Source organism: Ewingella sp. AOP8-B2-18 (assembly GCF_052376015.1).
Lineage (GTDB): Bacteria > Pseudomonadota > Gammaproteobacteria > Enterobacterales > Enterobacteriaceae > Ewingella > Ewingella allii.
The window spans coordinates 1-13,028 of record NZ_JBQSVB010000005.1 but is presented as its reverse complement, the minus strand read 5'-3'; the positions used below and the strand labels follow the sequence as shown (position 1 = coordinate 13,028).

At 55.2% G+C, this 13,028-nt stretch carries 11 protein-coding genes; 8 read left to right on the top strand and 3 right to left on the bottom strand.

The annotated features are described in order from the left end of the window. The first annotated feature begins 22 nt into the window (after positions 1 to 22). Entirely contained in the window at positions 23 to 1,015 is a 993-nt protein-coding gene (gene asnA / locus ACT3RR_RS11670) for an aspartate--ammonia ligase (RefSeq protein ID WP_486031852.1), read from the top strand. A gap of 9 nt (positions 1,016 to 1,024) precedes the next feature. Here asnA and viaA read toward each other — a convergent pair whose 3' ends face one another. Both viaA and ravA read right to left on the bottom strand, forming a co-directional pair. After that, positions 1,025 to 2,494, bottom strand: a complete 1,470-nt coding sequence (viaA, locus tag ACT3RR_RS11665) for an ATPase RavA stimulator ViaA (RefSeq protein WP_485902907.1) — start codon at positions 2,492 to 2,494, stop codon at positions 1,025 to 1,027. Positions 2,495 to 2,497: 3 nt separating this feature from the next. Continuing rightward, the gene (gene ravA / locus ACT3RR_RS11660) at positions 2,498 to 4,006 is read right to left on the bottom strand and encodes an ATPase RavA (RefSeq protein ID WP_496200373.1); all 1,509 of its coding nucleotides are present in this window, start codon (positions 4,004 to 4,006) and stop codon (positions 2,498 to 2,500) included. 301 nt (positions 4,007 to 4,307) lie between these two features. Between ravA and kup the strand changes: the two genes are divergently transcribed. The 7 genes from kup (at position 4,308) to rbsR (ending at position 12,205) form a co-directional block, all read left to right on the top strand. Continuing rightward, entirely contained in the window at positions 4,308 to 6,176 is a 1,869-nt protein-coding gene (gene kup / locus ACT3RR_RS11655) for a low affinity potassium transporter Kup (RefSeq protein ID WP_353503786.1), read from the top strand. A gap of 210 nt (positions 6,177 to 6,386) precedes the next feature. After that, on the top strand, positions 6,387 to 6,806 hold the full coding sequence (rbsD, locus tag ACT3RR_RS11650; protein ID WP_496200372.1) for a D-ribose pyranase: 420 nt from the start codon (positions 6,387 to 6,389) through the stop codon (positions 6,804 to 6,806). Between the two features lie 7 nt (positions 6,807 to 6,813). Next, entirely contained in the window at positions 6,814 to 8,319 is a 1,506-nt protein-coding gene (rbsA, locus tag ACT3RR_RS11645) for a ribose ABC transporter ATP-binding protein RbsA (RefSeq protein ID WP_353503788.1), read from the top strand. A 6-nt stretch (positions 8,320 to 8,325) separates the two neighbouring features. Beyond that, complete coding sequence (gene rbsC, locus ACT3RR_RS11640; protein ID WP_034794402.1) at positions 8,326 to 9,297, top strand: ribose ABC transporter permease; 972 nt, start codon at positions 8,326 to 8,328, stop codon at positions 9,295 to 9,297. Positions 9,298 to 9,320: 23 nt separating this feature from the next. After that, positions 9,321 to 10,211, top strand: coding sequence for a ribose ABC transporter substrate-binding protein RbsB (rbsB, locus tag ACT3RR_RS11635; protein ID WP_034794404.1), 891 nt, complete (start codon positions 9,321 to 9,323; stop codon positions 10,209 to 10,211). 56 nt (positions 10,212 to 10,267) lie between these two features. Beyond that, positions 10,268 to 11,197 carry a ribokinase gene (rbsK, locus tag ACT3RR_RS11630; RefSeq protein WP_353503789.1) on the top strand — a complete coding sequence of 310 codons (930 nt, stop codon included), beginning with the start codon at positions 10,268 to 10,270 and terminating at the stop codon, positions 11,195 to 11,197. Then, entirely contained in the window at positions 11,198 to 12,205 is a 1,008-nt protein-coding gene (rbsR, locus tag ACT3RR_RS11625; protein WP_496200371.1) for a ribose operon transcriptional repressor RbsR, read from the top strand. Here the strand turns inward: rbsR and ACT3RR_RS11620 are convergent. Next, positions 12,191 to 12,880: a FadR/GntR family transcriptional regulator gene (locus ACT3RR_RS11620; RefSeq protein ID WP_496200370.1), complete on the bottom strand. Its 690-nt coding sequence runs from the start codon at positions 12,878 to 12,880 to the stop codon at positions 12,191 to 12,193. The two genes, rbsR and ACT3RR_RS11620, sit on opposite strands and share 15 nt — an antisense overlap. Positions 12,881 to 13,028: the final 148 nt, after the last annotated feature.

Below are 13,028 nucleotides of genomic sequence, written 5' to 3'. Positions count from 1 at the left end.
ACAAGGGAATGAGAAAACAACAATGAAAACCCAATTTATCGAGAAACAGCGTCAAATTAGCTTTGTGAAATCCACCTTCTCCCAGCAGCTGGAAAAGCAGCTAGGCCTGATTGAAGTGCAGGCACCTTTATTAAGCCAGCTGGGCGACGGCACGCAGGACAACCTCTCCGGCAGCGAGAAGGCGGTTCAGGTGCATGTGAAATCCTTGCCAGACTCGACCTTTGAAGTGGTTCACTCTCTGGCGAAGTGGAAGCGCAAAACTCTCGGCCAGCACGACTTCAGCGCGGGCGAAGGGCTGTATACCCACATGAAGGCTTTGCGCCCAGATGAAGATCGTCTGTCGCCGGTACACTCTGTCTGTGTCGATCAGTGGGATTGGGAACAGGTGATGGGCGATGGCGAACGAACGCCTGAGTTTCTTAAAGCCACGGTGCGTAAGATCTACGCCGGTATAAAGGAAACCGAAGCGGCGGTGAGCCGTGAGTTTGGCCTGACGCCGTTCTTGCCGGAGGAGATCCACTTTGTCCACAGCGAAACTCTACTACAGCGCTTTCCGGAGCTGGACGCCAAGCAGCGCGAGCGCGCCATTGCTAAAGAGCTGGGCGCGGTGTTCCTGATGGGCATTGGCGGCAAACTGTCTCACGGTAAATATCATGACGTTCGCGCGCCGGACTATGATGATTGGAGCAGCGTGGGCGAAGCCGGGCTGTCAGGCCTCAACGGCGATATTTTGGTGTGGAACCCAGTATTGGAAGATGCCATTGAGCTTTCATCTATGGGCATTCGCGTTGATGCGGCAACCCTGAAGCACCAGTTGGCGCTAACTGATGACGAAGCTCGTTTGCAGCTCGACTGGCATCAGGCGCTGTTGCGCGGTGAAATGCCACAGACCATCGGCGGCGGCATTGGTCAGTCTCGTTTGGTGATGCTGTTGCTGCAAAAGCCGCATATCGCGCAGGTACAGTGCGGCGTTTGGTCGCCACTGCTGCACGACAGCGTTGAAGGCGTGCTCTAAATCTACTGATTAAGGCCGCTGCCAGCGACGCTGGACGCGGCTTTTCATCCCGGTATCAAAGCGCCAAATGTGGTCGAAGATGCGCATGATGCCGGGCTTGCCGTATTGCGACATCGCCAGAGCATGGAAACGGTGATGTTTATCCTGCTGTAAATGCTTCACTCTCTTCTTAACTTCTTCTGGCAGCCGCTGGGCGATGAAATCCGAGATGATCACCGCGTCGGCGTCCTGCCACTCGGGTGATGACAGCTTATCTAAGGTGGCGGTCAGGCAGGCAGCCAAGTCGGTACCGCCCCTGAAATGCTGGCCGAGAAAGCGCAAAGCCTGATCCAACCCGTTGGAAGAGGTCAACTCGTAATGAATCACCTGACTGGCGAACAGCATGATGTAGCAGCGGCGGTTGTCGGCCAGCGCAATTCTCAGCAGCGCCAGGCAGAACGCTTTGGCGCACTGCTCATTAAATCCTCCCATTGAACCCGAAGTATCCACGCAGATGACAAAAGGCCCGCGCGGCTGGGGTTCTTGCTGCTGATGCACCACCGGGCGTTTGACCACTTTTTCGCGCCACACGTCGCCTTGCAGTCGGTAGGTCATTAGGCGCTTTTCCAGCAGGCGTCGGTAAAACTCATACTCCAGCTCGGGGATCCCCAACGTCCCCAGCTCGGTGGGCATCAGGCGCAAAATATCGTCGCTCTGATGAATGCCGTTCACCTCTTCGGGCACCGTGGCGGGCTCGCGCACCATCAGCCGATGTTCTTCCATCTTGGCATCTTCGTGCGGGCTGGTTTTGGCTTTCTGACTGCGACCCAGCTGCTCGGCGAGCCTCTGCAACTCAGGCTGCTGCTGCAAAAAAGCGCCGTAGCGCGACAGCGACTGCACTTCGCCACGCTGCCGCTGGCCCTTGCTCATATCCCACAGCCGTCCGGCGGCGGCATCGTTCTCTGCTAATAAAGGAGAGAGCTCGCCGCTGAGTTCCAGCCGCTGCTGTAGCTCTTCCTGCAACTGCTCCTGTTCCTGCTCGAGCAGCTGATGATGAACGGTCACCGTCTGGAAAGTAAGATTCAGCCGCCAGCGCTGGAGAAACAGAGTGTGGAAGCTATTGCCGGTTTTCGGGCCTCGCGTCTCCTCGGCGTTTTGCTGCAACGAGCGCGCCTCGGTAATAAAGGGAGAGTTTAGCGACTCAAGCTGCTCAATCAGCTCAGGCAGCTCGGCCTGAAAGGTGGCGGCGTCAATCTGCTGGCAGTGCTGATAAAGGTAGAACTCTTTGGCGAGGTCCGGCGGCACCGGCGTATCGTGGATGCGCTGGCGCAGTCTGAACTTCCACTCGGGCAGGTCTTTGGTCAGCGCGCGCTTCAGTCGTGGGAACTTTTCGAAGAAAATCGCCAGCTGCGGCGTGGCCAGCAGGCCGATGATCAGCTCCTCGATCAGCTCACCTTCGCTGATCGACAATAAGAGATCGAGGGATTCCAGACTGAGCATGGATCAGTGCCCGCTGAACAAGTCTTGCTGGTGGCGGAGTTGCTCCGACACCGCCAGCAGGCTGGCTTCAATCTTCGCGGCCCACTCGGCGGCGACAAACAGGCAGTTTTGATGCTGGCTGAACTCGTGGCGCTGCTGGTTAAATTTGGCATTCAGCCCTTCCAGCGTGCTTTTCATCTCATCGGGAACGGCAATCTGCTCTTTGCCCGGTAAGGTCAGGGGCGTCGACTGGCGGCTGATATCCAGCACCAGCAGCTGCAGCTTGTCATCCACCTCCGCCTCAATGTTCTGCGCGAATCCCATGCCGTTGAGCTTCACCTTCAGAACCCCTCCTTTATTAAGCCACTCGTCGAGCACGCTTCTTTCCACCAGCAGATGGGAAACCTGAATATCGTGCAGATGGAGAGGAGTTTGCAGCAGTAGGGTTAGGCTGCTAGCCGCCAGCGTATCCGGCAGGCTGTATTGTGGCTTACGGCTAAAAATACCCGCCTTTTTGAGCACTTTGATCGACTGTCTGGAGCTTTGCTGCTGCTGATACTGCATCCATTCCTGATTCAGCTGGCGCAGCTTCATTAATAGCGTCTGCTGTTGGTAAGCCTGTTCGGTGATCATCTGCTCGATTTGGGTTTGCAGCAGGTGATAAGTGTTCAGGTCGTGCCACAGGCAATCTTTCAGCAAAATCAGGTCGATAGGCGTGATGGCCTGACGGCCGCTGAAGAAGGCGCAGGCTTGCAGCAGGCGCAGGGCTTTCTTCCAGCGGCGGTCCGAAACATAAGGCGCGGTGTCCAGCGCATCCAGACGCTGGCGCAGTTGGAAAATCAGCTCGAAACAGGATTCCGGCAAAGTCACCTTATCTATTTCAGGCTGCCACTGCTGATACTCTTCATCGCTAATGCTCAGGGCTTCCGGCACCAGATTGGCGCTTTCGTTTGGCCGGGAAGTCAGCAAAGAGCGGAAATTCTGTTTATCCTGCACCTTGTCCAGCCATAGGCGGATTAGCATACGGTCATAGAGTGCCTCAAGGCTGCCGTCGGCCTCAGGCAGTTCATTGGAGGCGCTTACCAGCAGCCGCATCGGGATAGCATCCTCGCGCTCGCCGTTACGAAAGCGTCGCTCGTTAATGGCGGTCAGCAGGGTATTGAGGATGGCCGGGCCGGCTTTCCAAATCTCATCCAGAAAAACAATCTCCGCCTCGGGCAAATAGCCGGAAGTCAGGCGTAGATAGCGGCCTTCGTCTTTCAGGGCTTGAATTGACAGCGGGCCAAAAACCTCTTCTGGAGTGGAAAAGCGCGTCATCAGGTATTCAAAAGCGCGGGCGTGGCGGAAGGCAAACTTAAGGCGGCGGGCAATCAGGCTTTTAGCGATGCCGGGCGGCCCGAGCAGAAACACGCTTTCGCCGCACAGCGCGGCCAGCAGGCACAACCGGATGGCTTCCTGACGCTCGTACAGTCCGTGTTCTAAAGCATTGGCAAGACGGGCAATCCGTTCTGCAAGTAAAGGAGAATGCGCCATACTGAATCTTCCGGTTTCCGTGAGTAAATGAGATCAGTGAAATTACTGGGCTGGGAATGATAATAAACCATGGCCTATTTTTATTGATATAGCTTACGGATATAGATTGTTGATTACACAAATCTTTCTATTATAGATACTGTGGGTTTATCTGCGTTAATCGCCAATTCCTTGTTTATATAGGGGTAGGCAATTGGATTTATTCGTGCATACTGTGCGCCGTTTAGTGGGCATTCAGCCCTGAGCGCATCTTTCGCTTACGGAATTCTTTGCATAAAAGAGCAGCAAAAAGAAACCAATTATGAGCACAGAACATAAACGGTCACTCCCCGCAGTAACCCTGGCCGCCATTGGTGTGGTTTATGGTGACATTGGCACCAGCCCTCTCTACACCTTGAGAGAGTGTTTTTCAGGCCACTACGGCTTTAACGTTGAACCCAGCGTTGTCTTTGGTTTCCTTTCCCTGATTTTCTGGATGCTTATACTTATTGTCTCGCTGAAATACCTCACTTACGTGATGCGCGCAGACAACGCCGGTGAAGGCGGGATCTTGACCCTGATGTCCCTCGCGGGCCGTAACACCTCGGCGCGAACCACGGCGGTATTAGTGATCCTCGGGCTTATCGGCGGCAGCTTCTTCTATGGCGAAGTGGTGATCACCCCGGCGATTTCGGTGCTGTCGGCGATGGAAGGCTTAGAGATTGCCGCCCCGTCGCTCGACCCTTATATCGTGCCGCTTTCTATTACCGTCCTGACGTTACTGTTCATCATCCAGAAGCACGGCACCGGCATTGTCGGCAAGCTGTTTGCCCCGGTGATGCTGCTGTGGTTCCTGACGCTGGCGGTGCTAGGTATTAACAGTATTGCTCAAAACCCAGAAGTGCTGCGGGCCATGAACCCGATGTGGGCGGTGAACTTCTTTATTGAGCATAAATCCTTCTCCTTCTTTGCGCTCGGCGCGGTGGTGCTTTCCATCACGGGTGTTGAGGCGCTGTATGCCGATATGGGCCACTTCGGTAAATTCCCTATTCGTCTGGCGTGGTTCACCGTGGTGCTACCTTCGCTGGTGCTGAACTACTTCGGGCAAGGCGCACTGCTGCTCAAAAACCCCGAGGCGATTAAAAACCCGTTCTTCCTGCTGGCACCTGACTGGGCGCTGATCCCGCTGCTGATTCTGGCGACCCTCGCCACCATTATCGCCTCGCAGGCGGTGATCTCCGGCGTGTTCTCCCTGACTCGTCAGGCCGTTCGTTTGGGCTATCTGCCGCCAATGCGCATCATCCACACCTCAGAAATGGAAGCCGGGCAGATCTACATTCCCGCCATTAACTGGACGCTCTATTTCGCAGTGGTTATCGTCATCGCCAGCTTCGAGCATTCGAGTAATTTGGCCGCCGCCTATGGTATTGCCGTGACCGGCACCATGGTGCTGACCTCGATTCTCTCCTGCACCGTGGCGCTGAAAAACTGGCACTGGAAAGCTTTCCTGGTCGGCATTCTGCTGGTGGTTCTGCTGTTTATCGACGTGCCGATGTTCGCGGCGAACGCCACCAAGCTGTTCTCCGGCGGCTGGCTGCCTCTGACCCTCGGCCTGTGCATGTTTATCGTGATGACCACGTGGAAAAGCGAGCGTTTCCGCCTTATGCGCCGGATGCACGAACACGGCAACTCGCTGGAAGCCATGATCGCCTCGCTGGAGAAATCGCCGCCGGTGCGCGTGCCGGGCACTGCGGTTTATATGTCCCGCGCCACTAACGTCATTCCGTTTGCCCTGCTGCACAACCTCAAGCACAACAAAGTGCTGCACGAGCGCGTGGTGCTGCTGACGCTGCGCACCGAAGACGCGCCTTATGTGCACAATGTTCGCCGGGTAACTATCGAGCAGCTCTCACCGACCTTCTGGCGCGTGGTGGCGAGCTACGGTTTCAAAGAGACGCCAAACGTTGAGGAAGTGTTCCACCGCTGCGGGCTGGAAGGTCTGCCGTGCCGCATGATGGAAACTTCGTTCTTTATGTCCCACGAGTCGCTAATCCTCACCAAGCGGCCTTGGTATCTCTACTTCCGCGGCAAGCTGTTTATGGCTCTCAGCCGCAACGCGCTGCGCGCGCCGGACCAGTTCGAGATCCCGCCTAACCGCGTTATCGAGCTAGGGACGCAGGTGGAAATCTAATTCGCCTGTGGTGAACAAAGGGCACTTTCGAGTGCCCTTTTGCTTTTCTAAACGCCGTGAAAAGTCATTAACTCAAATTTAGCGCGGCTTTCAAAAACGCGTAGCGAAACGTTTCGACGGCGATCACAATTTCATCACAAGGCGATTGCCAGTTTCTAGCATCGTCATAAACTCAGCAGTGAGCGAAACGTTTCGCTGTCGGAGTTCACAATGAAGAAATCACCGCTTTTAAATGCCGAAATCTCCTATGTCATTGCCAGGTTAGGTCATACCGATCAGCTGGTTATTGCCGATGCCGGTTTACCGGTACCCGTATCTTCCCAACGCATCGATCTGGCGCTAACTGCCGGTGTTCCTACTTTCTTGCAAGTTTTCAAGGTAGTGACCCATGAGATGCAGGTTGAGCGCGCGATTCTCGCCGAGGAGATCGTCGAAAAAAATCCTCAACTCCATGAAGCGTTACTCGCGCAGTTGAAACAGCTTGAGCAACACCAGGGAAACACCATCAGCCTTGAGTACATCAGCCATGAGTCATTCAAGGTGCAAACCGAACACAGCCGGGCCGTGGTCCGTAGCGGGGAATGTTCGCCGTACGCGAACGTTATTCTTTGTGCTGGCGTAACCTTCTGAGGCCTTTATGCAACCTTTGCTGCAACTCTCAGGGATTGATAAAGCGTTTCCCGGCGTTAAAGCGCTCTCCGGCGCGGCGCTAAGCGTCTATCCGGGCCGCGTGATGGCGCTGGTGGGTGAAAACGGCGCCGGTAAGTCCACCATGATGAAAGTGCTCACCGGCATCTATCAAAAGGATGCCGGTTCACTGCGTTTTCTGGGAAAAGAGGCCTCTTTTAACGGGCCTAAAGATTCTCAGGAAGCCGGCATCGGCATTATTCATCAGGAATTGAACCTGATCCCCCAGCTGACTATCGCGGAAAACATCTTTCTTGGCCGCGAGTTTGTTAATGGGTTTGGCCGCATCAATTGGAAGAAGATGTACGCCGAAGCCGACAAACTGCTGGCGCGCCTGAACCTGCGTTACAGCAGCCATCGTCTGGTGGGCGAGTTATCGATTGGTGACCAGCAAATGGTGGAAATCGCCAAGGTGCTGAGCTTCGAGTCCAAGGTCATCATCATGGATGAGCCGACCGACGCCTTAACCGATACCGAAACCGCCTCTTTATTTAACGTCATCCGCGAGCTGAAAGCGGCGGGTTGCGGCGTGGTCTACATCTCGCACCGCATGAAGGAAATCTTTGAAATTTGCGATGACGTCACCGTGTTCCGCGATGGCCAGTTTATCGCCGAGCGCCCAGTAAGCGAATTGCAGGAAGACACGCTGATCGAAATGATGGTTGGCCGCCGCCTTGAAGAGCAATACCCGCGCCTCAAGCAAGAGCGCGGCGCGCTGCGCCTGCAAGTGCGCAATGTCTCCGGGCCGGGCGTCAAAGATGTCAGCTTCAACTTATATGCTGGCGAAATTCTCGGTGTCTCCGGACTGATGGGCGCCGGTCGTACCGAGTTGATGAAGATTCTCTACGGCGCGCTGCCGCGTAAAGCGGGTTATGTCGCCCTTGATGGCCGCGAAGTTGTCACCCATTCCCCACAGGACGGGTTGGCGAACGGCATCGTTTATATCTCTGAGGATCGTAAGCGCGACGGCCTGGTGCTCGGCATGTCAGTCAAAGAGAACATGTCGCTGACCGCGCTGCGCTACTTCAGCCGCGCGGGTGGCAGCCTGAAACATGCTGATGAGCAGCAGGCGGTCGGCGATTTCATTCGCATGTTCAACATCAAAACACCATCCATGATGCAGCCTATCGGCCTGCTCTCCGGGGGTAACCAGCAGAAAGTGGCGATTGCTCGCGGGCTGATGACGCGTCCAAAAGTTCTGATCCTCGACGAACCAACGCGCGGCGTTGACGTCGGCGCCAAGAAAGAGATTTACCAGCTTATTAACCAGTTCAAGCGCGAAGGTTTGAGCATCATTTTGATTTCGTCAGAAATGCCAGAAGTTATCGGCATGAGTGACCGAATCATGGTGATGCACGAAGGCCATTTAAGCGGTGAATTCCCGATAGAACAGGCTACGCAAGAAGTGTTGATGGCAGCCGCTGTCGGCAAGCAATACGGCGTGACGCAGGAGTAATCAACTATGAGTTCTCAGACTATGCCAGCCAAAAAGGGCTGGTTCACAAAAGAATGGTTGTTAGAGCAGAAATCGCTGATTGCGCTGCTGGTGCTGATTGCCGTGGTCTCTTCCATGAGCCCGAATTTCTTCACACTGAACAACCTGTTTAACATTCTTCAACAAACCTCGGTCAACGCCATTATGGCCGTGGGCATGACGCTGGTTATCCTGACGTCGGGGATCGACTTATCCGTCGGTTCGCTGCTGGCCTTAACGGGCGCGGTGGCTGCGTCGATTGTCGGTTTAGAAGTGAATGCGCTGGTGGCCGTCGCCGGTGCGCTGGCCTTGGGGGCGGCGGTAGGTGCCGTCACCGGGGTGATTGTCGCTAAAGGCAAGGTTCAGGCGTTTATTGCCACACTGGTGATGATGCTCCTGCTGCGCGGTGTCACCATGGTGTACACCAACGGTAGTCCAATCAGCACTGGATTCACCGATGTTGCTGATACATTTGGCTGGTTTGGTATCGGTCGCCCGCTGGGCATCCCGACGCCGGTCTGGCTGATGGTGGTGGTGTTTGCGCTGGCGTGGTACATGCTGCATCACACCCGTTTAGGACGTTATATCTACGCGCTGGGCGGCAATGAGTCCGCGACGCGTCTGTCAGGTATCAGCGTTGATAAAGTTAAAATTATCGTCTACTCCCTGTGTGGTTTATTAGCGGCTTTAGCCGGCATTATCGAAGTGGCGCGTTTGTCCTCTGCGCAACCGACTGCCGGTACCGGTTATGAGCTGGACGCAATTGCCGCTGTGGTGTTGGGAGGAACCAGCCTGTCGGGTGGTAAAGGACGTATTGTAGGAACGTTGATCGGCGCGCTGATCCTCGGTTTCCTAAATAACGGTTTGAATTTATTAGGCGTCTCCTCCTACTACCAAATGATAGTCAAAGCAGTCGTGATATTGCTGGCTGTTCTGGTAGATAACAAAAGCAACAAATAACCTCCCCTACAGGAATTATGACCATGAATATGAAAAAACTGGCAGTTTGGGTTTCCGCAGCAGCAATTACCGCCTCTTTCAGCGCCAACGTATTGGCTAAAGACACCATCGCGCTGGTGGTTTCTACGCTGAACAACCCGTTCTTCGTTTCCATGAAAGACGGCGCGCAGAAAGAAGCTGACAAGCTGGGCTACAACCTGGTGGTGCTGGATTCCCAGAACAACCCGGCGAAAGAGCTGGCAAACGTGCAGGACCTGACGGTTCGCGGCACCAAGCTGATGCTGATCAACCCGACTGACTCCGACGCCGTGGGTAACGCCGTTGCCATGGCGAACCAGGCTAAGATCCCAGTGATCACCCTTGACCGTCAGGCAAGCAAAGGCGAAGTGGCAAGCCACGTGGCCTCTGATAACGCCTTCGGCGGCAAAATGGCCGGTGATTACATCGCCAAGAAAGTCGGCGAAAACGCCAAAGTTATTGAACTGGAAGGCATTGCCGGGACTTCCGTTGCCCGCGAACGCGGCAAAGGCTTCGCTCAGGCGGCTGAAAAGCACCACTTCACTATTCTGGCTAGCCAGCCGGCAGACTTCGACCGTACTAAAGGTCTGAACGTAATGCAGAACCTGCTGACTGCACACCCAGACGTGCAGGCGGTATTTGCTCAGAATGACGAAATGGCGTTAGGCGCGCTGCGTGCCTTGCAGACCGCGGGTAAAACCGACGTTCTGGTGGTAGGTTTTGACGGCACCGAAGATGGCATCAAAGCGGTTAACAGTGGCAAGATGGGCGCAACCGTGGCCCAGCGTCCAGACCAGATTGGTGTGATTGGCGTTCAGACTGCTGATAAAGTGCTGAAAGGCGAAAAAGTGCCTGCTGTTATTCCAGTAGATCTGAAACTGGTTGCACAGCCGTAATTGACAGACTCTGCGCCGCTCCTGTTGGGCGGCGCAACATGACTCAGGGAACGCAAATGGATACAGGTAAACTGGTGGTTCTCGGCAGTATCAATGCCGACCATATTCTCAATATCAATCAATTCCCTCAGCCTGGCGAAACGGTGATCGGTAAACAATATACCGTGGCTTTTGGCGGTAAGGGAGCTAACCAGGCGGTCGCCGCCGGGCGCGCGGGCGCGGATATTTCCTTTATCGCCTGCGTCGGTGATGATGATATTGGTGAGCGCGTTCGTCAGCAGTTGGCCAGTGACAACATCGATACTTCTCCCGTTGAGGCAATCGCCGACACCACTACCGGCGTGGCGCTGATCTTCGTTAATGCCGAAGGCGAGAATGTTATCGGTATTGATGCCGGTGCGAATAAAGCCGTGACGCCTGACTACCTGAATCGTTATCAACAGAATATTGTCGACGCCTCGGCGTTGCTGATGCAATTAGAGTCTCCGCTAGAAACCGTGATCGCTGCGGCTAAGCTGGCGAAGCAGCACGATACTCAGGTTATCCTCAATCCTGCTCCGGCCTGTGAACTGCCCGATGAACTCTTGTCGCTGGTGGACATGATCACGCCGAACGAAACCGAGGCCGAGCGCCTGACCGGCATTCAGGTGAATAATAATGAAGATGCCCAACGCGCCGCGAAAGCGCTGCATGATAAAGGCATCGAAACCGTGATTATCACGCTGGGCAGCAAAGGTGTGTGGCTAAGCCAGCACGGCGAAGGCAAGCAGGTCAGCGGTTTCCGCGTCAAAGCCGTGGACACCATTGCGGCCGGGGACACCTTCAACGGCGCACTGGTCACCGCCCTGCTCGAAGGCGCAGCCATGGACAAAGCCGTGCGTTTTGCTCACGCCGCCGCCGCCATTGCCGTGACTCGCCCGGGGGCGCAGCCTTCTGTGCCTTGGCGTAATGAAATCGACGACTTCCTTGCGCGTCAGGAGTCCTGATTGGCCACCATGAAAGATGTCGCCCGCGTCGCGGGCGTCTCAACCTCCACCGTCTCTCATGTCATCAACAACAATCGCTTTGTCAGCGAGGCTATCCGCGAAAAAGTCACCGCGGCGATAGACAGCCTCAACTATGCGCCTTCCGCCCTCGCCCGTAGCCTTAAACTGAACCAAACTCGGACGATTGGCATGCTGCTCACCGCCAGCAGCAACCCCTTCTATGCGGAAGTAGTGCGCGGCGTGGAGCGCAGCTGCTATGAACGCGGCTACAGCCTGATCCTCTGCAACACCGACGGCGACGCTGAGCGCATGAACCGCAGTATGGAAACCCTGCTGCAAAAGCGCGTCGACGGTTTGCTATTAATGTGTACCGAGAATCATCGGCCGTCGCAGGACGCCATCAGCCGCTATCCGTCATTACCTATTGTGATGATGGACTGGGCACCTTTTGGCGCGGCGAACGATGTCATTCAGGATAACGCTCTGCTCGGCGGCGTGATGGCGACGGAGTATCTGATTAGCCAAGGGTACCAGCGCATCGCCTGTATCACCGGCCCGCTGGATAAAACCACCGCCGTACAGCGACTGGATGGTTATCGTCAGGCCATGCAGCAGGCGGGACTGCCGGTGTTACCGGGTTATGAAGTGATTGGGGATTTCGAGTTTGCCAGCGGCCTGCCCGCCATGGAGCAGTTGCTCGCCCTGCCGCAGCGCCCCGAGGCGGTTTTCGCCAGCAACGACGCGATGGCGGTTGGAGTTTATCAGGCACTATATAAAGAAGGGCTGCGCGTGCCGGATGACATCGCGGTCATTGGCTATGATGACATTCAGCTGGCGCAATATATGACGCCGCCGCTGACCACCATTCATCAGCCGAAAGATTCACTGGGGGAACTGGCCATCGATGCGCTTTTGCATCGTTTGAAAGAACCTGAAGCTGAGCCTCAGGTTCTGGTCTTAACGCCAGAGCTAGTGGTGCGCGGCTCGGTTGGCTCAATCCACCGCTAACAGCAGGTTTTGGCATGCCAGCAGAGCACCCTCGGGATCACTGGCCAGAATGGCATCAACCAGGGCCTGATGGTATTCCAGCTTAATCACCTCATTCCCGGTGATGGCTCTAAAGTAGCTTTGATAAACCGAGCTGAACAAATTGGAGAATGAGGTCAGGAAGGGGTTCTTTCCGGCTTCATAGATAAGCTGGTGGAATTGGGTGTCGACTTTTATCCAGCGCTCGCGGTCAAAGCGATAATGCAGCTCCTTCATCTCCGCCATATATAAAGAAAGAAGTTCCTTCTGTTCCTTCGTCGCCGTAGTGGCGGCCAGTGCGCAAGCCTGGGGTTCGAGCGCGCGGCGCAAAATCACAAAGTGCGCCATCACCTGATCGAAGTTCTCGCGGGTCATCCACCAGTTCAACAGCTCCTGATCGAGGAAGTTCCAGTTTGATTGCGGCATCACCCGCGTCCCAATCCGTGGGCGGGGTAACAGCATCCCTTTGGCGGCCAGCGTTTTCACTGCTTCGCGTACCGCCGTCCGGCTTACCCCGAAAATATCACCCAATTCAATTTCACCGGGCAAGATGCTGCCCTCGGCATATTCAGCAGATAAGATGCGCTGGGCGATTTTCTCCGCCAATAGATAAGAAAGATTGCGCTGGGCGGCTTGTTGTTGGGCGTTAAGGGGCATTAAAAGGGCATCCTGAGATTCAGTGGTCTTATTATAGAAAAGAGTTTACCCCAGTGTTACGGGTCGAAAAGGCCATTTTGTGTAGAAAACTGGGTGATTGTTGTCCGTTTTTGCGATGTTTGTTGAAAAAAAGAACGGTCAGTAATTT

Bases quoted from the DNA above. Each gene is read 5' to 3' on its own strand.
- asnA (WP_486031852.1), top strand. From the start codon at position 23: ATGAAAACCCAATTTATCGAGAAACAGCGTCAAATTAGCTTTGTGAAA.
- viaA (WP_485902907.1), bottom strand. From the start codon at position 2,494: ATGCTCAGTCTGGAATCCCTCGATCTCTTATTGTCGATCAGCGAAGGT.
- ravA (WP_496200373.1), bottom strand. From the start codon at position 4,006: ATGGCGCATTCTCCTTTACTTGCAGAACGGATTGCCCGTCTTGCCAAT.
- kup (WP_353503786.1), top strand. From the start codon at position 4,308: ATGAGCACAGAACATAAACGGTCACTCCCCGCAGTAACCCTGGCCGCC.
- rbsD (WP_496200372.1), top strand. From the start codon at position 6,387: ATGAAGAAATCACCGCTTTTAAATGCCGAAATCTCCTATGTCATTGCC.
- rbsA (WP_353503788.1), top strand. From the start codon at position 6,814: ATGCAACCTTTGCTGCAACTCTCAGGGATTGATAAAGCGTTTCCCGGC.
- rbsC (WP_034794402.1), top strand. From the start codon at position 8,326: ATGAGTTCTCAGACTATGCCAGCCAAAAAGGGCTGGTTCACAAAAGAA.
- rbsB (WP_034794404.1), top strand. From the start codon at position 9,321: ATGAATATGAAAAAACTGGCAGTTTGGGTTTCCGCAGCAGCAATTACC.
- rbsK (WP_353503789.1), top strand. From the start codon at position 10,268: ATGGATACAGGTAAACTGGTGGTTCTCGGCAGTATCAATGCCGACCAT.
- ACT3RR_RS11620 (WP_496200370.1), bottom strand. From the start codon at position 12,880: ATGCCCCTTAACGCCCAACAACAAGCCGCCCAGCGCAATCTTTCTTAT.